Raw genomic sequence first — 20,739 nt, 5'->3', positions numbered from 1 at the left:
TCCCTGCACGACCCCCGGTCCCACGAGGTCCGGGCGCACCAGGAAGTGAACCACCCGTGAGCAAGGACGCCGTGCATGCGGCACAGGCCGCCACCCGCACCCATGAGGCCCAGGCGGCGCAGACGCCCGCGGACGCGGGCGACGCCGGGTACAGCAAGGACCTCAAGGCCCGCCACGTCAACATGATCGCCATCGGTGGCGCCATCGGCACCGGACTCCTCCTGGGCGCCGGCGGTCGCCTGCACAACGCGGGCCCGGCGCTCGCCCTGGCCTACCTGGTCTGCGGCGTCTTCGCCTTCTTCGTCGTCCGGGCCCTGGGCGAGCTGGTCCTGTACCGGCCGTCCTCCGGGTCCTTCGTGTCCTACGCCCGGGAGTTCCTCGGTGAGAAGGGCGCCTACGTCGCCGGCTGGATGTACTTCCTGAACTGGTCGACCACCGGCATCGCCGACATCACCGCGATCGCGCTCTACACGCACTACTGGAGCTTCTTCACCTCGATCCCGCAGTGGGTGCTGGCACTGATCGCCCTCGCGGTGGTCCTGGCCGTGAACCTGATCTCGGTGAAGATCTTCGGCGAGATGGAGTTCTGGTTCGCGATCATCAAGGTCGCCACCATCGTCGGCTTCATGCTGATCAGCATTTTCCTGCTCGCCACCCAGCACAAGGTCGGCGGCCACACCCCCGGCCTGAGCGTCATCACCGACCATGGCGGACTCTTCCCGCACGGCGTGATGCCGGTCGTCCTGGTCATGCAGGGCGTGATCTTCGCCTACGCCGCCCTGGAACTGGTCGGCGTGGCCGCCGGTGAGACCGCCGAGCCCGAGAAGGTCGTCCCGCGCGCGGTGAACTCGATCATGTGGCGGGTGGGCCTGTTCTACGTCGGCTCGGTCGTCCTGCTGGCGCTGCTGCTGCCGGGCTCGGTGTACTCCGCGGACCAGAGCCCGTTCGTCACCGTGCTGTCCAAGATCGGTGTTCCGGCTGCCGGCGACGTGATGAACCTGGTCGTGCTGACCGCCGCCATGTCCTCGCTGAACTCCGGCCTGTACTCCACGGGCCGCATCCTGCGCTCCATGGCCATGGCGGGCTCCGCCCCGAAGTTCACCGCCCGCATGAACCGCAGCCAGGTCCCCTACGGCGGCATCCTGCTGACCTGCGCGGTCTGCGTCCTCGGCGTCGGCCTGAACTACCTGGTGCCCAGCCAGGCCTTCGAGATCGTGCTGAACGTCGCCTCCCTCGGCATCATCAGCACGTGGGTGATCATCATGGTCTGCCACATGATCTTCGTCCGCCGCGCCCGGGCCGGACTGGCGACCCGGCCGCACTTCCAGCTGAAGTTCAGCCCGGTCGCCGAGATCGCCACGATCGTGTTCCTGCTGGTCTGCCTCGGCATGATGTGGAACGACCCCGACGTCGGCCGCAAGACCGTCCTGCTGATTCCGGTGATCGCCGTCATGCTGGTCGCCGGCTGGTTCGGCGTGCGCCGCCGGGTGTCTCAGACCACCGACCAGGAGCTGTCCGAGCTCACGAAGTAGCAGCCGGGAAAACCCGAGGCCACTGTCAGTGGCATCGCCTACGGTGGCGTCATGTCGGAGATCACGTATGTGCGGGGTGACGCCACCGTGCCGTCTGCCGGGGACGGCCCGCGCGGCGGAGCGGGACGGCCATGACCGTGTGCGACCGCGCAGAGGCCCGCGGATGAGCTCACACACCCCCGCGGCGGACGTCCTGGTGCTGGGTGGAGCCGGTGTGGACACGATCATCGGTGTGCCGGAACTGCCTCTCCCGTACGCCGACAGCTACATGATCGACTCCGGGATCCGCACCCGGGCCGGCCAGACCGGCGACTTCGTCGCACTGGGGCTCGCCGCTCTCGGCCTGCGCACCCACCACCTCGACCTGATCGGTGACGACCCCGAGGGCGACCTCGTGCGCGCCCTGCACCGCGACCACGGCATCGGGCTGACCGCACTGCCACAGCCCGCGGGCACCAGACGGGCGGTCAACCTCGTCGGCCCGGACGGCCGACGCCTGTCCCTGTACGACACCAGCCGCGCCCGCCCCGGCGACCGGTTCCCCCCTGAGACGCTGCGGATGCTCGCGGGAGCGAGCCGGCACGTGCACGTGACCATCACCCAGCCCTGCGCCGAGGCCCTGCCGGTGTTGACCGCGACCGGGCTTCCCCTCTCCACGGACCTGCACGACTGGGACGGCGAGAACCCGTACCACGAGCCGTTCGCGTACGCGGCCGACGTCGTCTTCCTGTCGGCCGCCGCCCTCACCGATGTCGAGCGGACCATGCGGCGCATCGCGGAGCGGGGCAAGGCCGCCGTGGTCGTCGCCACCGCCGGAGCCGAAGGCGCCCATCTGCTGTCCGACGGCGAGCTGACCCGGGTGCCCCCCGCGGTGCCACCCGCGTCGGTGGTGGACTCCAACGGCGCGGGCGACGCCTTCGCCGCCGCGTTCCTCTACGGCCGGCTCCGCGGCGAGCCGCCGCAGACGTGCGCCCGCTACGGCGCGGTCGCGGGCGCGTACGCCTGCACGGTCCCGGCCTCCCGAGCGGAGTCGATAGGCCGGGACGAGCTGCTCGAGCGAGCGGCCGGGCCGAGACCCTAGCCGCTCGGGTCAGTGCCCGTGGCCGCCCCGCGCCGCCTCGATCTTCTTCCAGGACCTAGGCTGGGCCACCGCCGTGCCGGCCTTCGCCAGGGACGCGGCGCGCGCCGCGGGTGCGGCCGGCTTCGACGGCTGGAACAGCCAGGTGTCGAACAGCGCCGCGAGGGGCTTGCCGGACACCTGCTCGGCGTACTTCTGGAAGTCGGCCACCGAGGCGTTGCCGTACGCGTGCTCCTTCGGCCAGCCCTTCAGGATGCGGAAGAAGGCGTCGTCGCCGACCGCGTTGCGCAGGGCCTGGATGGCGAGCGCGCCCCGGTCGTAGACGGCGCCGTCGAACTGGTTGTCCGGGCCCGGGTCACCGGGCTCGACGGTCCAGAAGGTGTCGTCGGCCGGATGGGAGGCGTACACGTAGTCGGCGAGCTGCTGTGTGGTGCCCTCGCCCTCGTGCTCGGACCACAGCCACTGCGCGTACGTCGCGAAGCCCTCGTTGAGCCAGATGTCCTTCCAGCCCTTCAGCGACACGTCGTCGCCGTACCACTGGTGGGCCAGCTCGTGCACGACCACGGAGGCGTTGGAGCCCTTCGCGAACTGCTTCGGGCTGTAGTAGACGCGGGTCTGCGTCTCCAGCGCGTACCCGGTGGTGGTGTTCGGCACGTACCCGCCGGCCGAGCTGAACGGATACGGCCCGAAGTAGCCGCTCAGCCAGTCGACGATCTCCCCGGTGCGCTCCACGCTGGCCCGCGCGGCCCCGTCGTTGTCGCCGAGGTCCTTGCTGTAGGCGTTGACGACCGGCACACCGCCGTCGGAGGTGCCGGTCGTGATGTCGAACTTGCCGATGGCGAGTGTGGCCAGATAGGTCGCCTGCGGCTTGTTCTCCCGCCAGCTGTAGCGGGTCCAGCCGAGCTTCGAACTGGTCGACTGGAGTGTGCCGTTGGAAATGGCCTGCGTGCCGTCCGGCACGGCCACCGACACGTCGTAGGTGGCCTTGTCGCTCGGGTGGTCGTTGCTCGGGAACCACCACCAGGCGGCCTCGGGCTCGTCGGCGGCGACCGCCCCGTCGGGCGTGCGGTGCCAGGTGCCGAAGCCGTACGCGGTCTTCGTCGACGGCACCCCGCTGTAGCGGACGACGACCGTGATCGGCGTGCCCTTGGCCAGCGGTGTCCTGGGTGTGATGACCAGCTCGTGCTGCTGGGCGTGCGTGAACGCGGCCTTGGCGCCGTTGACCCGCACCTCGCTCACATCCAGCAGGAAGTCGAGGTCGAAGCTCGACAGGTCCTGCGTGGTCCTCGCGAGGATCGTCGCCGTGCCCTGCAACTCGTCCGTCGTCGGCTGGTACTGCAGCCTCAGGTCGTAGTGCGAGACGTCGTAGCCGCCGTTGCCGTAGTACGGGTAGTAGGGGTCGCCGATGCCCGGCGCGCCGGGGGAGTAGCTCGCGGCCGATGCCGGGATCGCCAGCAGGAGGGAGGCCGCCGCCAGTGCGCCCGGCGCGATGATTCTGCGGTGCACGTCAGCTCCAAGTCGTCGGGACTGCAGGTCCGTTCGCAGAGTCCGTTCCGTGAACTCCGTTCGGAGCCTATTCAGTCCCTGTGGCCCCTGACCTGTCCATGGTCCCTGCTGTCACACGATCGCCATTCGGCCGACACACGCCCCGGGGTGGCCGCAAATCTCTCTTCTGCACGGGAGTTCACCGGAGTACCGTCCGCGCATGCCGATTCGCACCCTGATCCGCCGGCGCTCCACGACCTGGAGAGCGCTCGCGACCGTGGTCGTCGCCATCCTGACGGCCGCCCTCCTCACCCCTGCCGCCGCGCAGGCCGCGACCCGTACCGGGCGGCCGATCCGCGAGAGCGGGCCCGTCTACTCCTACGCCCATGCCATCCGCGAGTCCGTGTGGGTGGACACGGGGCTGGACGAGGACGGCGACGGCCACACCGACCGCGTCGCCGCCGACATCGTCCGGCCCGCCGAACCCGCACGCCAGGGCCGCAAGGTGCCCGTCATCATGGACGCGAGCCCCTACTACTCCTGCTGCGGACGCGGCAACGAGAGCCAGGTGAAGACGTACGACGCGCACGGACACGTCGTCCGGATGCCGCTCTTCTACGACAACTTTTTCGTGCCCCGCGGCTATGCCTTCGTGGGCGTCGACCTCGCCGGAACCAACCGCTCCGACGGCTGCGTCGACGTCGGCGGCCGCTCCGACATCCAGTCCGCGAAGGCCGTCATCGACTGGCTGAACGGCCGCGCCAGGGCATACACGAGCCGGACCGGGGCGCAGACGGTCAAGGCCACCTGGACCAACGGCCGCGCGGGCATGATCGGCAAGAGCTGGGACGCCACGATCGCCAACGGCGTCGCCGCCACCGGCGTCAGGGGCCTGAAGACCATCGTGCCGATCAGCGGCATCTCCTCCTGGTACGACTACTACTTCGCGCAGGGCGCCCCGCTGTACGACGGCGGCCCCGACGAACTGGCCGGTTACGTCGAGAGCGACGCGGCGCACGCCCACTGCGCGGCCGTGCAGAAGGAACTCGCCGACGGCAGCCCGCGCAGCGGCGACTGGACCGGGCTGTGGACACAGAGGGACTACGTCAAGGACGCGGCCAAGGTGCGCGCCAGCGTGTTCCTGGTGCACGGCATGCAGGACCTCAACGTCCGTACCAAGCACTTCGGCCAGTGGTGGGACGCCCTGGCGAAGCACGGTGTCCACCGCAAGATCTGGCTGTCCCAGACCGGCCACGTCGATCCCTTCGACTACCGGCGCGGCGCCTGGGTGGACACCCTGCACCGCTGGTTCGACCACGAACTCCTCGGCTACGACAACGGCGTCGACCGCGAGCCGATGGCCGACATCGAGCGCCACCCCGACCAGTGGGTCACCTCACCCGTCTGGCCCCCGCGGACCACCCGCACCGCCGTGCTGCACCCGGCCGCCGGCACCGGGGCAGGCGTCGGCACGCTCGGCCTGCGCCGGGCCGCCGGCACCGAGACCTTCACCGACGACCCGAAGCTGAGCGAGACGGACTGGGCGGCCCACCTCACCACCCCGACCCCGGAGAAGGCGGGGTTCCTGACCGCGCCACTCGCCCACGACCTGCGTCTGTCCGGCTCGTCCACGGTGACGGTGACCGCCACCGCGACCACCGCCTCCGCCCACCTGTCCGCCGTCCTGGTCGACCTCGGCCCGGACACCATCCGCGACTACGCGGACGCCGCCGAAGGCATCACCACCCTCGACAACCGCACCTGCTGGGGCGAGAGCACGGCCGGGGACAGCGCCTGCTTCAAGGAGACCAGGGCCAAGACGGCCAAGGTCGACTACACCGTGTTCAGCCGCGGCTGGGGCGACCTCGGCCACTACGCCTCCCTCGCCCGGGGCGTCCCGCTCACCCCGGGCAAGGCCTACACGATGACTCTCCGGCTGGCGGCGACCGACCACGTCGTCCCCAAGGGGCACCGCCTGGCGCTGGTCATCGCCGGCACGGACAAGGACCTCATCGACCCGCCCGCCACCAGGCCGACCCTGACGGTCGATCTGTCCCGTACGACGGCGGGTCTCCCGCTGGTCGGCGGCACGCCGGCGTTCGCCCTGGCCACCTCCGGCAGCTCGGCGACGACTCCCGCGCCGCGGACGCTGACCGGCGTCCGCGCGCCCAACGCGACCCGGCACGTCCCGGAGTAGTCGCAGCGAGGCTCCGACCGCCCGCCGGGCGCGGGATGGCCGTGGCCGGTCGCGCAGGTTCCCGCGCCCTTCAGGGGGTTGCACCCGCCCGGCGGCGGACGCCCGCCGCCCGGGTGGCCTGTCAGGCGGCCGGAGATACCAACCCGGCCGCCTCCCGGGCACACCCCCACGCCACGGTGATCCCGGCCCCGCCGTGCCCGTAGTTGTGCACCAGGGCGCGGCCGTCCGGCAGGGGCTGACGCTCCAGCCGTACCGCCTGGCGGGCCGGCCGCAGGCCCACGCGGTGGGCCAGGATCCGCGCGCCGGAGATCTCCGGCCGGACCGCGGCACACCGGGCGACGATCGCCGCGGCGGTGGCCGGGTCCGGTTCCAGGGACCAGTCGTCCTCCTCCGCGGTACCACCGAGCAGCAGCCGGCCCGGCTGCGGAACGAGGTACGTGGAGGCGGCGGAGGTGTGGCCGACACACGTGAACCAGGTGGTGATTCCCGGGTTCTCCACCACCACCAGCTGCCCGCGCACCGGGCGCACCGCCGGGTCCGGAACCAGCGAACGCGCGCCCAGCCCCGTGCAGTTGACGACGACACCGGCGGGCACCGCGGTCAGGTCGGTCACCTCCCGCGCCTCCACCACGCCGCCCGCCCTCGTGAGCCGCCCCCGCAGCCACGCCAGATGCACCGGCATGTCGATCACCGGCAGCCGTGCCGCGAGGCCGTCGGCCTCGGCGCGCAGGCCCGGCACCCGGGCCGCCCACTCGCCCAGTTCGTCCAGCCGGGCCCCCCGGTGGACGCCGTCGACCAGGCGTACGCCCGTCTCCTCCGGCCGGTCCGCCAGGTCCTCGTACACGGCAAGGGACGCGAGCGCCCACGCGCCGGCCAACGGCTCCGGCTCGATGCGGTACGGCCACCACAGACCGCCGGCGACCGCCGACGTCGTACGCTCGGCAAAGTCCCGCGCCCACACCCGTACCCGGCGCCCGGCCTCCGCGAGCACCACGGCCGTCGTCAGCCCGGCGATCCCGCTCCCGACCACGATCACTTCGTCACTCGGCTCGCTGCTCACGCCAGGACGATAGGCCCGCTCCGGCCGACTCCGTCATGCCGCGCTCACATCGGTTTCGGTGTGGGGATACTCACAGCATGTCTGCCGCATACGCGACCTTCGGCCTGACACCGGCGACGCGCGCCGGCGGTGTGCTCGCCGACGGCGGCTACCAGGTCCACCGCGACTTCGTGGACTTCGTCGTGGACGGCCGTCCGCTGCTGTTCCGGCTGTCCGACCTGGACGCCGTCTCCCCGCTCGCCTCCGACGTCCCGCCCGCCATCTTCACCGCGCAGGTGCGCGCGCTGCTGCTGGAGGCCGAACCGCCGCTCCCGGACGGCCGGTTCGTCATCTACGGCTGCCCCGAGTGCGCGGACCTGGCCTGCGGTGCGGTCACCGCCGTCATCGAACGCGACGGCGAGGACTACGTCTGGCGGGATTTCGCCTGGCAGACCGGAGAACACGCCGACCTGGAGCTGAACGGCTACCACGGCATAGGGCCGTTCCGCTTCGAGGGCGCCGAGTACCGCGCCGCACTCGGCGCCCTGACGGAGGGCACCTCCACGCCCCGCCGGCGGGTGCTGCTGATCGGCGCCCGGGTCGCGGTCCTGGCCAAGCTGGCGGCCGCGCTGCGCACCATCGGCATCGGCGCCGACATCACCCAGGACGCCCGGGCCGTCCCCGCCGAGGAACTGCGGAGCTACGGCGCGGTCGCCTTCGGCCGCGCGGTCGGTGCGGCCGACCGGGCCGCCGTGCTGCAGGCCTTCGAGCGTGCCGGGGTCGACGTCGCCCGCGTGGACGGCCTGGCCCCGATCGTGCCGCTGCTCGTCGCCCAGGTCGAGCAGGCTCTGGACCGCAACCCGCTCACCCGGCGCCGGCTCGCCGGCCTGACCGCCACCTGTGAAGCGAGCCGAGGGTTCCCCCGGGGTGCTGCGGAGGTCGAGGTGGCCTCGGCGTGCCGGGTGCGGATCACCGCCTACCGCCTGGACCGGCTCTACCGCACCCACACCCGGGAGGTGTTCGACGGCGTGCTGGAAGCCGGCCGGCACCGGATCCCGCTGGACCCGCAGGCGGTGAAGGGGGAGGCGTACGTCGTCGCCCGCACCACCGGAGGCGTGCTCGCCACACAGGTCACCCGGCAGGAACCGGGCTGAGCGCCCGGCGCCCGGCGCATTAGGATCGGCGCCTGATGACTGCCACCCTCGTCGCCAAGAACCTCGCCGCCGGCCACGGCGACCGTTCCCTCTTCTCCGGGCTCGACCTCGTCGTGGCGCCCGGTGACGTGATCGGTCTCGTCGGTGCCAACGGCGCGGGCAAGTCCACGCTGCTGCGGATGCTCGCCGGCCTGATCCGGCCCGAGCAGGGTGAGCTGCGGCTCTCCCCGCCGACCGCGACCGTCGGCCATCTGCCGCAGGAGCCGGAGCGCAGGCCGGGCGAGACCGTCAGCCGGTTCCTGGCCCGCCGCACGGGTGTCGCCGAGGCCCAGCGCGTCATGGACGAGGCCACTCAGGCACTCGTGGACGGCGCGCCCGGCGCCGACGACGCCTACGCGACCGCCCTGGAGCGCTGGCTCGGCCTCGGCGGCGCCGACCTGGAGGAGCGCGCGGCGGAGACCGCCGACTCCCTCGGCCTGGCCGTCGACCTGGACCAGCCGATGACCTCCCTGTCCGGCGGCCAGGCGGCCCGCGCCGGCCTCGCCTCCCTGCTCCTGTCCCGGTACGACGTCTTCCTCCTGGACGAGCCCACCAACGACCTCGACCTCGACGGCCTGGAACGGCTGGAACGCTTCGTCGCCGGGCTGCGCGCGGGCACGGTCGTCGTCAGTCACGACCGCGAGTTCCTCACCCGCACGGTCACCCAGGTCCTCGAACTCGACCTGGCCCAGTGGCAGATCAACCTCTACGGCGGCGGCTACCAGGCGTACCTGGAGGAGCGCGAGGTGGGCCGCCGGCACGCCCGTGAGGAGTACGAGGAGTACGCCGACAAGAAGGCCGCCCTCCAGGAGCGCGCGCAGATGCAGCGGGCCTGGATGGACAAGGGTGTGAAGAACGCCCGCCGCAAGGCCGGCAACGACAACGACAAGATCGGCCGCAAGTTCCGCAGCGAGGCCAGCGAGAAGCAGGCCGCCAAGGCGCGGCAGACCCAGCGCATGATCGAGCGCCTGGACGTGGTCGAGGAGCCGCGCAAGGAGTGGGAACTGCGCATGGAGATCGCCGCGGCCCCGCGTTCGGGGGCGGTCGTGGCGACCCTGCGTGACGCCGAGGTGCGGCGCGGCGACTTCACCTTCGGCCCGGTGTCGCTGCAGATCGACTGGGCGGACCGGGTGGCGGTCACCGGGGCCAACGGCGCCGGCAAGTCGACCCTGCTCGGCGCGCTGCTCGGCCGTGTACCGCTCGACTCGGGGCACGCCGTGCTCGGCTCGGGCGTCCTGGTCGGAGAGGTCGACCAGGCCCGCCGGCTGTTCCACGGCCCCGAGACCCTGCTGGACACCTTCCGCGTGGCCGTCCCCGACACCGATCCGGTCGAGGTCCGCACCCTGCTCGCCAAGTTCGGCCTCAAGTCCGATCATGTGCTGCGCCCGGCCGAGACCCTCTCCCCGGGCGAACGTACCCGCGCCGCCCTGGCCCTCCTCCAGGGCCGCGGCGTCAACCTCCTGATCCTGGACGAGCCCACCAACCACCTCGACCTGCCCGCCATCGAACAGCTCGAGTCCGCCCTCGACTCCTATACGGGCACCCTGCTGCTCGTCACCCACGACCGGCGCATGCTGGACGCGGTCCGGGTGACCCGCCGCCTGGAGGTGGCGGACGGCAAGGTGACCGAGCGCTAGGACCCCGAGGCCACGGCACGATCCGGGGGAAAGGTCCCAGGGCCTTGGCGGGGCGCACTCGGGGCGCACATGAAGGGCCGTCCGGGCAGGCGGCTCACATCCAGACGTCGGGCCCCGGGTCGCCGCCCGCCGCCACCACGGAGAGCCGCCCGACGTAGTGCGTCCATCCCTCCTCGTGCGCCGCACAGGCCTTTGGCGAGGGCAGACCACGGTGGACCAGCCGCAGGAGCGTGCCCTCGGGGACCGGTTCCAGGGTGATCTCGACCGTGGTGGAGCCGGGCGGCACGGGCATCTCGCCGTCGACCCAGCCCCAGGTGAAGACGACGCGCTTGGGCGGGTCGATCTCGACGAAGCGGCCCTCGGCGACGTTCTCGCCCGTCACCCTCGTCCGGTAGGCCCCACCGGGCTCGAAGCTGAACTCGCCGTCCTGGCCCATCCAGGACAGCCACCTGTCCCGATCGGTGAAGAAGGAGAACACCGTCTCCGGCCGGGCTGCGATGAGCCGTTGCACAGTGACCGCGTTGCTGCTCACGGGTTGGTCCTTTCAGGAGCTTCCGGCTGCGCGGGCAGTTCCTCCCGCTCCGCCGCCTCGGAGAGTTCGGCGAGCGTGTCCAGCTTGGCCGCCCACATGGACTGCAGATACGCGGCCAGCGGGCCGAGGGCCTCGCGGTCGGCCCGGTAGAAGCGCTTCTTGCCGTCCTGGCGCAGCGTGACCAGGCCGGAGTCCCGGAGCACCTTGAGGTGCTGGGACACCGCCCCGAAGGTGACGTCGAACCGCTCGGCGATCTCGCCCGCGGACAGCTCCGCGTCCCACACCAGGCGCAGGATCTCGCGCCGCCGGGGTTCGGCGACCGCCCTTACCGCATCCATGGACCTCATTTTAGTCACCACTTGAGTTTGCCATCCGGGCGGCATCATTTTAGTGTGTACTAAAACGAGGACTGGAGAACTTGAGAAGGAGCACCCGTCATGCCCGACATCGCGATGCGGCTGGCCGTCGAGGCCGGCCCGGACACCGTCTACAGGGCCGTCTCCACGACCGACGGCATCCACGGCTGGTTCACCGCGACGGCCGTCGCCGGCGAAGGACTCGGCAGCCTGCACGAGCTGTCGTTCCCGGGCGTGCCCGAGCCGTGGCGGCTGCGCGTCACCGGGGCGGAGCCGGGCAAGCGGCTCGTCCTCGCCGGCCTGAACGGTCCATGGGCCGGCACCGAGCAGACCTACGAGATCAGCAGCCGCGCCGAGGGCGGCGTCACCCTGAACTTCACCCACAGCGGCTTCCCCGCCGTCGACGACGCCTACCGCGACTTCACCTACGGCTGGGCGACCAAATTCGTCCAGCTCAAGAGCTACGCCGAGACCGGTGAGCCCACGCCCTTCTTCACCTGCTGACCCGGCACCGTGCCGAACCGATTCACCAGGAGACAGACGCCATGACCACCCAGCACAGCACACTGAACCCCGCCATCCGCGAGTGCGCCGAGGCCATCGCCGTGATCGCCTCCGGCATCCGGGACGACCAGCTCCAGAACCGCACCCCCTGCGAGAAGTTCACCGTCGCCGAACTCGTCGGCCACTTCACCGAGGTCCTGCGGTCCTCGGTGCGGGCCGCCCGCAAGGAGGGCGAGCCCGGCGCGGACGCCGCCGCGGGCGTGTCCCCGCGGGAACTGGCCGGCTCCGCGCAGCTCGTCGCGGCGGCCTGGTCCGACCCGGCCGCCTACGAAGGGACGACCGAGTTCGTCGTGGGGGAGATGCCGGCCGCCTTCGCCGCCTCCCTCACGCTCCAGGAGATGGCCCTGCACGCCTGGGACCTGGCACGGGCCACCGGCCGGCCGTTCGCGCCCGGCGAGGAGACCGGGCGGCTCACGCTCGGCGTGGTCGAGCAGGTCGCCGAGCAGGCCCGGAGCAACGGCGTCTTCGGTCCGGCCGTACCGGTGGGCGACGACGAACCGGCCTTCCGCCGGGCCCTCGGCCGCAGTGGGCGCAATCCTGGATGGAACGGCTGAGAGCCCGCCAGGGCGGAGCCCCGGGGAAAGGGTGAGCGGGCATGACGATCGACGAGACGGCGGAGCGTGTCATCGGGCTGCCGCCCGAGCGGGTGGCGGAGTACGCCATGGACTGGCGGCACGACCCGGTGTGGACCCAGGGCATCCGCACGGCGGAACTGACCCGGGAGGCACCCGGGGGCGGCTTCGGCGTCGGCGCAGAGGTCACCCGCACCGCCCACTTCCTCGGCAGACGCATCGACTACGTCCTGCGGGTCGCCGCGTACGATCCGCCACGGCTGCTGGACATGGTGTCCGTGGCAGGGCCCATGCCGATGCACGTCACCTACTCGTTCGACCCGCACCCACGAGGCACCCTGGCCCGCATCCGGGTCCGGGGCGACCCCGGGCCCCTCTACCGGCCGGCCGCTCCGCTCATGGCCAGAAAGGTCCGCTCGTCCATCGGCAAGGACCTGCGCGATCTGGAGCGCATCCTCGGGACCGGAGCCGGGTGATCAGGGCGAAGGAGGCCGTACGCTCCGCTCGGCCTCCTTCGCCGCCCGCTCCACCCGGCCGTGGTGCTCGGGATCGAACGGGGCCGTGTTGCGGCCGTCCGGCCGCTGCCCCACCTCTCCGTCGATCAGCTCCCGCACGATGTCGGCGTGTCCGGCGTGCCGCTGGGTCTCGGCGGTCATGTGCGTCAGGATCCGGTGCAGCGTCATCTGCTGCGGTGCACCCGGCACCCGTCCGACCGCGTCCAGGGGCAGCGCCGTGATGGTCCGGTCCGAGTGGGCGCAGGCCCGCCGGTACAGGCCGACGATGTCCTCACGAGTCTCGTCGGCCCGCGCCCACAGGTCCGCGTCCGGCTCGGCGTCGCCGGTGAACGACAAGGGCGTGGCCGCGAAGGGCCGGCCGAAGGCCGCGCCGAAGTACAGCGCCTCCGCGCCGGCCAGGTGCTTGACCAGGCCCAGCAGGTTCGTGCCCGTGGGCGTCAGGGGACGCCGGATGTCGTACTCCGGCAGGCCGTCCAGCTTCCACAGCAGGACGTCGCGGGCGTCCTGGAGGTATACCCGCAGGTCTTCCTTGGGGTCCGTCATGGGCCCAGTCTGCCGACCGGGTGATCACGGTCCACCGATTTTCCCGGGCAGAGCGGGGCACCCTCCGGAGAGGAGGGTGCCCCGTCGGCCGACCCGGACCGCCGGGCGGGCGCGGGTCCACGGGGCGTAGCCCCCGGGGACGCGGCCGAAGCCCCGCAGGTCAGCGCTTCTTCGGGTCCAGCAGGCCCGCGCGGCGCAGCGCGTCCGCCATCGCGCTGTTGCCCGGTGCCGGCGCCTGGCGCCCGCCGCGGTCACCGCCGCGGCCCTCGCGCCGGCCCTGTCCGCCCTGCCGCTGCTGCGGCGGCCGTGCGCCGCCGCCGCGCTGCTGCCGGCCGCCGCCCTGCCCCTGCGGCGCGGCCTCGTCGTCCAGACGAAGGGTGAGCGCGATCCGCTTGCGCGGGATGTCCACGTCGAGGACCTTGACCTTGACGATGTCACCGGGCTTGGCGACATCGCGCGGGTCCTTGACGAACGTCTTCGACATCGCCGAGACGTGCACCAGGCCGTCCTGGTGGACGCCGACGTCCACGAAGGCGCCGAACGCGGCCACGTTCGTCACCACGCCCTCCAGGATCATCCCGGCGGACAGGTCGGAGATCTTCTCCACGCCTTCCTTGAAGGTGGCCGTCCTGAACGCGGGACGCGGGTCGCGGCCCGGCTTCTCCAGCTCCTTGAGAATGTCGGTCACGGTCGGCAGGCCGAACGTGTCGTCCACGAAGTCGGCAGGCTTCAGCGAGCGCAGCACACCGGTGTTGCCGATGAGGGAGGCGACCTCCTGGCCGGTGGTCTTCACCATGCGACGGACGACCGGATAGGCCTCGGGGTGGACGCTGGAGGCGTCCAGCGGGTCGTCGCCGCCGCGGATGCGCAGGAAGCCCGCGCACTGCTCGTACGCCTTCGGGCCGAGCCGAGCCACCTTCTTCAGAGCCGAACGGGACGTGAACGGGCCGTTCGCGTCCCGGTGCGCCACGATGTTCTCGGCGAGACCGGAGGAGATGCCCGACACGCGCGAGAGCAGCGGCACCGACGCCGTGTTGACGTCGACGCCGACGCCGTTCACACAGTCCTCCACCACCGCGTCCAGCGACCGGGACAGCTTCACCTCGGACAGGTCGTGCTGGTACTGGCCGACGCCGATCGACTTCGGGTCGATCTTCACCAGCTCGGCCAGCGGATCCTGCAGGCGCCGCGCGATGGAGACCGCGCCGCGCAGCGAGACGTCCATCTCGGGAAACTCCCGCGAGGCGTACTCCGAGGCCGAGTACACCGACGCGCCCGCCTCGGACACCATCACCTTGGTGAGCTTCAACTCCGGGTGCCTGGCGATGAGTTCGCCGGCGAGCTTGTCGGTCTCGCGGGAGGCGGTGCCGTTGCCGATCGCGACCAGCTCGACGGCGTGCTCCGCGGCGAGCCGGGCCAGCTTGGCGATCGCCTCGTCCCACTTGTTGGCCGGGACGTGCGGGTGGATCACGTCCGTGGCGACGACCTTGCCGGTCGCGTCGACCACCGCGACCTTCACACCCGTACGGAAACCGGGGTCCAGGCCCAGCGTCGCGCGCGTGCCGGCCGGGGCGGCCAGCAGCAGGTCGCGCAGGTTTGCGGCGAAGACGTTCACCGCCTCGTCCTCGGCGGCCGTCCGCAGGCGCAGGCGCAGGTCGATGCCCAGGTGGACGAGGATCCGGGTGCGCCAGGCCCAGCGGACCGTGTCCGTCAGCCACTTGTCGGCCGGGCGGCCCCGGTCGGCGACACCGAAACGGCCGGCGACGATGCCCTCGTACGACGACGGGCCCTCCCGGGGCTCCTCCGGCTCCAGGACGAGGTCCAGCACCTCCTCCTTCTCGCCGCGCAGCATCGCGAGGATCCGATGCGAGGGCAGTTCGGTGAACGGCTCGGCGAAGTCGAAGTAGTCGGCGAACTTGGCGCCCGCCTCCTCCTTGCCCTCCCGGACCTTCGCGGCCAGTCGCCCACGCACCCACATGCGCTCGCGCAGCTCGCCGATCAGGTCGGCGTCCTCCGAGAACCGCTCGGTGAGGATCGCCCGGGCCCCCTCCAGGGCGGCCTGCGGATCGGCGACGCCCTTGTCGGCGTCCACGAACGCGGCGGCGGCGGCGATCGGCTCCACCGTCGGGTCGCCGAGCAGCCCCTCGGCCAGCGGTTCCAGACCCGCCTCGCGCGCGATCTGCGCCTTCGTGCGCCGCTTGGGCTTGTACGGGAGGTAGATGTCCTCCAGCCGCGCCTTGGTCTCGGCGCCGCGGATACGCGCCTCGAGCTCGTCGGTGAGCTTGCCCTGCTCGCGCACCGACTCCAGGATCGCGGTACGCCGCTCCTCCAGCTCCCGCAGGTAGCGCAGCCGCTCCTCGATCGTGCGCAGCTGCGCGTCGTCGAGCATCTCGGTCGCTTCCTTGCGGTAGCGGGCGATGAAGGGCACGGTCGAACCGCCGTCGAGCAGTTCCACCGCGGCCTTCACCTGCCGCTCCCGTACGCCGAGTTCCTCGGCGATCCTGCCTTCGATGGATCCTGCTTCGATGGATCCGGGTGTCGTCACGATCCCGTACCGCCTTCTCCACTGAGGTTGCGCGGCAATTGTGGCAGGTGACACCGACAACCGGGGATCAGGGCGGTACTCCGGCGGGGCGCCGGGCCTTCTCTCAGGCTCGGCTCCCGCGCGCGGTCGACGAGGCCCCGCCGGACAGCCGGGCGAGCGCCCGGAGCGGCAGCGTGACCACCGTGGCGACGGCGTCTGCGGTCGAGGAGCTGCGCGCGGGCAGCAGGTTCATCCTGAGGTAGGCACTGAGGTAGGCACGCTCCAGGTGAAGCGCGGCTGCCGGCGCTCCAGGAAGGCGGCGACCCCTTCCGCGGTGTCGGGGCCGGCGGCCGCCCGCTCGGCCCAGTGGGCGTCCCGGTCGGTACGGCCGTCCGTGAACTCCTTCGCGGCGGCCTGGGTGAGCTGCGAGCGGGACACCAGGATCCGGGTCAGCTCCGCGACCCGCTTGTCCAGCTCCCCCTCCGGCAGGATCTCGTCCACCAGCCCGGTGGCGAGCGCCCGTCCGGCGTCGATCAACTCGGCAGTGAACAGCAGATACTTGGCTGTGGCCGGGCCCACCAGCGACACCAGGCGCCGGGTCGAGGAGGCCGGGTAGACGATGCCGAGTCGCGCCGGTGTCACCCCGAACAGTGCGCCCTCCTCCGCCAGACGCAGATCGCAGGCCGCCGCCAGCTGGGCCCCGCCGCCCACGCAGTGCCCGCGCACTGCCGCCACGGCGGGCTTGGGGAACGCCGTGAGCGCCTCCTCGGCCGCCACCGCGAGCGCCTGCGCCTGGGCCGGAGAACCCTGCAGCGTGCTGATGTCGGCGCCCGCGCAGAAGGTCCCACCCTCCCCGGTCAGCACCAGGGCCCGCACTCCCGGGTCACCCGCGAACGACTCCAGCAGCGGCGGAAGCTGCCGCCACATCTGCGCCGTCATGGCGTTGCGCTTGGCCGGGTTGCGGATGACCACGGTGGCGACAGCGCCTTCCACGTGGTGCGACAGCTGGGGCTCCATGCGCGGATCGTATCGGGGGCCCGTCCGGCCCGGGGCACGGGACCAGCCGGCCGGCCGCGGTCACCCCGCTCACCTCGATGCCGAAACGCCTACGACCTGATTAGTTCGCGAACCGGCGTCCGGGCGACAGGAACAGTCCCACACGTGACCCTGTCATACGCACTCGGTCAGAAACCGCTCGATAGTCGCTGACTTGTGTTCAGGCATCCGGAGTGGTGCGCGTCGTTACCAACACTCGACGTGTGGTGACAATCGAGCGCGAGGGTGGCGACTGGACGATGGACAACCACGGGCGCGGGGACGGCCCGCGCCCAGCGGGGGGCGCCGTGCGGCCGCCCGGCCCACTGCCGTACGAGGGCGTCTGGCGCTTCACCGCCGCCGCGGTGGACGCCTCGGTCCCGCAGGCCCGGCACGCCGTACGGGACCTGCTGCTGCGCCAGGGCGTGCCGGTCTCCGACGAGCTGGTGTACGGCCTGTTGCTGATCGTGTCCGAGCTGGTCACGAACGCCGTGAAGCACGCTGCACTTCTCTCGCCGATGCTGGCGGTGGAGGTCGCCGTCGGGGCCGAGTGGGTGCGGGTGTCCGTGGAGGACAACCATCCCTACCGCCCCACCGCCCTGGAGGCCGACCACGGCCAGACCGGCGGCCGGGGCCTGCTCCTGGTCCGCGAGGTGGCGCGGGAGGCGGGCGGGACGGTCGACGTGGAGCACACGGCGAGCGGCGGCAAGGTGATCTGGGCCGCCCTGCCACTCAAGCCGGCGACGTTGCCGTAGCTCGCCCGGCGCGCGACACCACGGGAGAACCGCCGGCCGGCGACAGGGCCGACGAGCCGCAGCTCCTCGGAGGCCGTCGAGGCGTGGGCTCGCGATGCTGTCGTGGAGCGGCGCGCCGGCGAAGCTGCAGGAGGAGAAGCGGCATGCGAAGCTGCCGCGCCGCAGGATCGTGACGCCGCTGCAGAACCGCCGGTCTGCGCAGCGGCCGGGGGACCTTCGGCCGCCGGTGCTGTCGGTGAACCGCCGGTCGGCGACGCGGCCGGCGATCCGCAGCTCCGGGAGGCCGTCGAGGCACGGGCTCGCGGTGCTGTCGTGGAGCCGCTCACCAGCCCGCGGACGGGCCCGTCAGTTCCCTGATCGCCGGACGGGCCGCGTCCAGGACGGTCATGAACCAGGTCGAGAACGGGTCGCGCGCGTGCCGGTCCGCCAGTTCGGCCGCCGTCACGAACGCGGTCTGTGCGACCTCCGCCGCGTCCGGCGCGAGCGGTGTCTGCACCATGCCGACGAACAGGTGGTTGTACTCCTGCTCGACGAGGCCGGAGGCCGGGTCCGGGTGGTTGTAGCGGACCGTGCCGGCCTCCGCCAGCAGCGAGGGGGACACGCCCAGCTCCTCGAACGTGCGCCGGGCCGCGGCCGCGAAGGGCGCCTCGCCCGGGTACGGGTGGCCGCAGCACGTGTTGGACCACACACCGGGGGAGTGGTACTTGCCGAGTGCCCGCTGCTGGAGCAGCAGCCGCCCCTGCTCGTCGAAGAGGAACACCGAAAAGGCCCGGTGCAGCTGCCCCGGCGGCTGGTGGGCGGCGAGCTTCTCCGCCGTGCCGATCGTCACACCCTTCTCGTCGACCAGTTCCAGCAAAATCGCCTCTGCGGTGCCATTCGACGAGCTGTGCGTCGCGCTGGCAGGTGTGATCGGCATACCCATCCTTCGCCTCGGTCTTCGCACCCCAAGTCTGCCGTACGAATCCGGCACTCCCGGCACTTCCCCGCACGTCCCCGCGCGGCGCGGCACCGGAAGGCGGATCCGGTAGGTCATCGTGCCCGGTCAGGCGATCACGGAACCGTCCGGGGCGGGTATCGAACCTCTGTACGGGCGGTCAATGGCACAGCCGGGCCTCGTGCTCCGCGTGTCCGCCCGGCTCCAGCTGGAAGGTGCAGTGCTCCACGTCGAAGTGGTCACCGAGGCAGCACTGCAGCTCGTGCAGCAGCTTCTCGTGGCCGATGGCGCTGAGCACGTCCGAGCTGACCACCACGTGCGCCGACAGCACCGGCATGCCCGAGGTGATCGTCCAGGCGTGCAGGTCGTGTACGTCCTCCACGCCGTCCAGCGCCAGGATGTGCGCCCGTACCTCGGCCATGTCGACGTTCTTCGGAGCGGCCTCCAGCAGCACGTCCAGCGTCTCGCGCAGCAGCTTCAGTGTCCTCGGCACGATCATCAGGCCGATGAGCAGCGAGGCGACGGGGTCGGCGGCCTGCCAGCCGGTGGCCAGGATCACCGCGGCCGAGACGATCACGGCGACCGAGCCCAGCGCGTCCGCGGCGACCTCGAGGAAGGCGCCGCGCACGTTCAGGCTCTCCTTCTGCCCGCGCATCAGCAGGACGAGCGAGACGGAGTTGCCGGCCAGTCCGATCAGACCGAACACGATCATCAGGCCGCCGTGCGTGTTCGCGGGTGTGACGAACCGCTGGACCGCCTCGAACAGGACGTAGCCGCCGACGCAGAGCAGCAGCAGGCAGTTGGCCAGCGCGGCCAGGATCTCGGCGCGCGCGTAGCCGAAGGTGCGGTTGGTGCTCGGCGGGCGGTTCGCGAAGTGGATCGCGAGCAGCGACATGCCGAGGCCCACGGCATCGGTCGCCATGTGCGCCGCGTCCGCGACCAGTGCGAGCGAGTCCGCGACCAGGCCGCCGACGATCTCGACCACCATGATCGTGAGCGTGATGCCCAGTGCGACCCGCAGCCGGCCCAGGTACGCGGCCGCGGCCGTGCCCGTGGGCGGCGCATGGCTGTGCGCGTGCCCGTGGTCGTGCCCTGCCCCCATCGAAACCGCCCTTCGGTATGCGTGCCGAAGGCCAGTGAACTACGGGCGGGGGGTATCGGGCAACGCGGTACTGAACACCGTTGTCATGTGCCCTGACCTGCGGAAACGTTCCGCAGGTCAGGGTGGGTACGACGGGTGAGGGTGGGTACGGGTGCCCGGCGCCGCTCACCCGCCGTGGTGCAGCCGCCAGCCCCGCCAGGCCGAGTCCACCATCTCCCGCACCCCGCGCCCGGCCCGCCAGCCCAGCTGCTCGGCGGCCCGCTCGGCCGAGGCCACCGCACGCGGGGCGTCCCCCGGCCGGCGCTCCTCCACCACCGGCTCCCGGCGGTCCCCGGTGACCTCCCCGATGACCGTGATCAGCTCGCGCACCGAGACGCCCTCGCCCCGCCCGATGTTCAGCGTCAGATCGCCGGACGGGGCGCCGTCGGCGAGCCGGCGTGCCGCCGCGAGGTGGGCCTCGGCGAGGTCGGCCACGTGGATGTAGTCACGGATGCAGGTGCCGTCCGGCGTCGGATAGTCGGCGCCGAAGATCCGCGGGGCCTCGTCGCGGGTGAGCCGGTCGAAGACCATCGGCACGATGTTGAACACACCCGTGTCCGCGAGCTCCGGCGCGGCCGCGCCCGCCACGTTGAAATAGCGCAGGCACACCGTGGAGATCCCGTGCGCCTTTCCGGCCGCCCGCACCAGCCACTCACCGGCCAGCTTGGTCTCGCCGTACGGGTTGACTGGCGCGCACGGGGTGTCCTCGGTGATCAGGTCGACGTCCGGGTTGCCGTACACCGCCGCCGACGAGGAGAACACCAGCCGCCGGATCCCGGCCCCCGCGACCGCGTCCAGCAGCGTGGCGAGGCCGCCCACGTTCTCGCGGTAGTAACGGGTGGGTTCGGCCACCGACTCGGCCACCTGCTTGCGCGCCGCGAGATGGACGACGCCCGTGATGCCGTGGCCGGCGAAGACGCGCTCGAGCAGCTCGCCGTCCAGCGTCGAGCCCCGGACGAGCGGGACGTCGGCCGGGAGCCGCTCGGGCACCGCCGCCGACAGGTCGTCCAGCGCCACGACGCTCTCCCCGGCGTCGGCCATGGCCCGTGCCACATGCGCCCCGATGTATCCGGCTCCGCCGGTGATCAGCCACGTCATGGTGGTTGA

Annotated in this window: 20 protein-coding genes; 9 read left to right on the top strand and 11 right to left on the bottom strand. The window is 72.0% G+C overall.

The genetic code is table 11. The annotated features are described in order from the left end of the window. Positions 1-56: 56 nt before the first annotated feature. Both ABZ919_RS01785 and ABZ919_RS01780 read left to right on the top strand, forming a co-directional pair. Entirely contained in the window at positions 57-1,532 is a 1,476-nt protein-coding gene (locus ABZ919_RS01785) for an amino acid permease (protein WP_361241196.1), read from the top strand. A 163-nt stretch (positions 1,533-1,695) separates the two neighbouring features. Then, positions 1,696-2,613, top strand: a complete 918-nt coding sequence (locus tag ABZ919_RS01780) for a PfkB family carbohydrate kinase (protein ID WP_361241193.1) — start codon at positions 1,696-1,698, stop codon at positions 2,611-2,613. 9 nt (positions 2,614-2,622) lie between these two features. On the opposite strand, the gene ABZ919_RS01775 is transcribed toward ABZ919_RS01780, so the two are convergent. Continuing rightward, complete coding sequence (locus ABZ919_RS01775; protein WP_361241191.1) at positions 2,623-4,116, bottom strand: M1 family metallopeptidase; 1,494 nt, start codon at positions 4,114-4,116, stop codon at positions 2,623-2,625. Positions 4,117-4,315: 199 nt separating this feature from the next. On the opposite strand from ABZ919_RS01775, the gene ABZ919_RS01770 reads away from it, so the two are divergent. Continuing rightward, entirely contained in the window at positions 4,316-6,292 is a 1,977-nt protein-coding gene (locus ABZ919_RS01770; protein WP_361241189.1) for a Xaa-Pro dipeptidyl-peptidase, read from the top strand. Positions 6,293-6,413: 121 nt separating this feature from the next. Here the strand turns inward: ABZ919_RS01770 and ABZ919_RS01765 are convergent, their stop codons facing one another. Next, complete coding sequence (locus tag ABZ919_RS01765; protein ID WP_361241186.1) at positions 6,414-7,352, bottom strand: FAD-dependent oxidoreductase; 939 nt, start codon at positions 7,350-7,352, stop codon at positions 6,414-6,416. A 77-nt stretch (positions 7,353-7,429) separates the two neighbouring features. Between ABZ919_RS01765 and ABZ919_RS01760 the strand changes: the two genes are divergently transcribed. Both ABZ919_RS01760 and ABZ919_RS01755 read left to right on the top strand, forming a co-directional pair. After that, the gene (locus ABZ919_RS01760) at positions 7,430-8,485 is read left to right on the top strand and encodes an oxidoreductase (RefSeq protein ID WP_361241184.1); all 1,056 of its coding nucleotides are present in this window, start codon (positions 7,430-7,432) and stop codon (positions 8,483-8,485) included. Positions 8,486-8,520: 35 nt separating this feature from the next. Further along, positions 8,521-10,161, top strand: a complete 1,641-nt coding sequence (locus ABZ919_RS01755; protein WP_361241181.1) for an ABC-F family ATP-binding cassette domain-containing protein — start codon at positions 8,521-8,523, stop codon at positions 10,159-10,161. Between the two features lie 94 nt (positions 10,162-10,255). On the opposite strand, the gene ABZ919_RS01750 is transcribed toward ABZ919_RS01755, so the two are convergent. Both ABZ919_RS01750 and ABZ919_RS01745 read right to left on the bottom strand, forming a co-directional pair. Continuing rightward, on the bottom strand, positions 10,256-10,693 hold the full coding sequence (locus tag ABZ919_RS01750; RefSeq protein WP_361241178.1) for an SRPBCC domain-containing protein: 438 nt from the start codon (positions 10,691-10,693) through the stop codon (positions 10,256-10,258). Continuing rightward, on the bottom strand, positions 10,690-11,031 hold the full coding sequence (locus tag ABZ919_RS01745; protein ID WP_361241175.1) for a metalloregulator ArsR/SmtB family transcription factor: 342 nt from the start codon (positions 11,029-11,031) through the stop codon (positions 10,690-10,692). Before ABZ919_RS01745 ends, ABZ919_RS01750 begins: the two co-directional genes overlap by 4 nt. Positions 11,032-11,130: 99 nt before the next feature. On the opposite strand from ABZ919_RS01745, the gene ABZ919_RS01740 reads away from it, so the two are divergent. Genes ABZ919_RS01740 through ABZ919_RS01730 form a run of 3 tightly spaced genes read left to right on the top strand, consistent with a single transcriptional unit; the run spans position 11,131 to position 12,661 of the window. Further along, positions 11,131-11,553, top strand: a complete 423-nt coding sequence (locus ABZ919_RS01740) for an SRPBCC domain-containing protein (protein WP_361241172.1) — start codon at positions 11,131-11,133, stop codon at positions 11,551-11,553. A gap of 41 nt (positions 11,554-11,594) precedes the next feature. Next, a complete protein-coding gene (locus ABZ919_RS01735) occupies positions 11,595-12,167 on the top strand; it encodes a TIGR03086 family metal-binding protein (RefSeq protein ID WP_361241169.1) in 573 nt (190 codons plus the stop codon). Positions 12,168-12,208: 41 nt separating this feature from the next. Further along, a complete protein-coding gene (locus tag ABZ919_RS01730; protein WP_361241166.1) occupies positions 12,209-12,661 on the top strand; it encodes an SRPBCC family protein in 453 nt (150 codons plus the stop codon). On the opposite strand, the gene ABZ919_RS01725 is transcribed toward ABZ919_RS01730, so the two are convergent. The 4 genes from ABZ919_RS01725 to ABZ919_RS01710 all read right to left on the bottom strand — a co-directional run bounded on the left by ABZ919_RS01725 (position 12,662) and on the right by ABZ919_RS01710 (position 16,784). After that, positions 12,662-13,243 (bottom strand): DinB family protein, encoded by a 582-nt coding sequence (locus ABZ919_RS01725; RefSeq protein ID WP_361241163.1) that lies wholly within the window; start codon positions 13,241-13,243, stop codon positions 12,662-12,664. A gap of 160 nt (positions 13,244-13,403) precedes the next feature. Continuing rightward, a complete protein-coding gene (locus ABZ919_RS01720; RefSeq protein WP_361241160.1) occupies positions 13,404-15,788 on the bottom strand; it encodes a Tex family protein in 2,385 nt (794 codons plus the stop codon). Positions 15,789-15,891: 103 nt separating this feature from the next. Beyond that, on the bottom strand, positions 15,892-16,020 hold the full coding sequence (locus ABZ919_RS01715; protein WP_361241157.1) for a hypothetical protein: 129 nt from the start codon (positions 16,018-16,020) through the stop codon (positions 15,892-15,894). Then, entirely contained in the window at positions 16,017-16,784 is a 768-nt protein-coding gene (locus ABZ919_RS01710; protein ID WP_361241155.1) for an enoyl-CoA hydratase/isomerase family protein, read from the bottom strand. The genes ABZ919_RS01715 and ABZ919_RS01710 overlap by 4 nt, the downstream gene beginning before the upstream one ends. Before the next feature lie 278 nt (positions 16,785-17,062). Here ABZ919_RS01710 and ABZ919_RS01705 point away from each other — a divergent pair, with 278 nt between their 5' ends. Beyond that, positions 17,063-17,557, top strand: a complete 495-nt coding sequence (locus ABZ919_RS01705; protein WP_361241797.1) for an ATP-binding protein — start codon at positions 17,063-17,065, stop codon at positions 17,555-17,557. Between the two features lie 322 nt (positions 17,558-17,879). Here the strand turns inward: ABZ919_RS01705 and idi are convergent, their stop codons facing one another. The 3 genes from idi to galE form a co-directional block, all read right to left on the bottom strand. Then, entirely contained in the window at positions 17,880-18,473 is a 594-nt protein-coding gene (gene idi, locus ABZ919_RS01700; RefSeq protein ID WP_361241152.1) for an isopentenyl-diphosphate Delta-isomerase, read from the bottom strand. Between the two features lie 178 nt (positions 18,474-18,651). Further along, entirely contained in the window at positions 18,652-19,593 is a 942-nt protein-coding gene (locus ABZ919_RS01695) for a cation diffusion facilitator family transporter (RefSeq protein WP_361241149.1), read from the bottom strand. 165 nt (positions 19,594-19,758) lie between these two features. After that, positions 19,759-20,730 (bottom strand): UDP-glucose 4-epimerase GalE, encoded by a 972-nt coding sequence (gene galE, locus ABZ919_RS01690; RefSeq protein WP_361241146.1) that lies wholly within the window; start codon positions 20,728-20,730, stop codon positions 19,759-19,761. Between the last annotated feature and the right edge of the window lie 9 nt (positions 20,731-20,739).

Source organism: Streptomyces sp. NPDC046759 (assembly GCF_040645475.1).
Taxonomy (GTDB): Bacteria; Actinomycetota; Actinomycetes; order Streptomycetales; family Streptomycetaceae; genus Streptomyces.
This window is presented reverse-complemented; position numbering and strand designations above follow the sequence as displayed.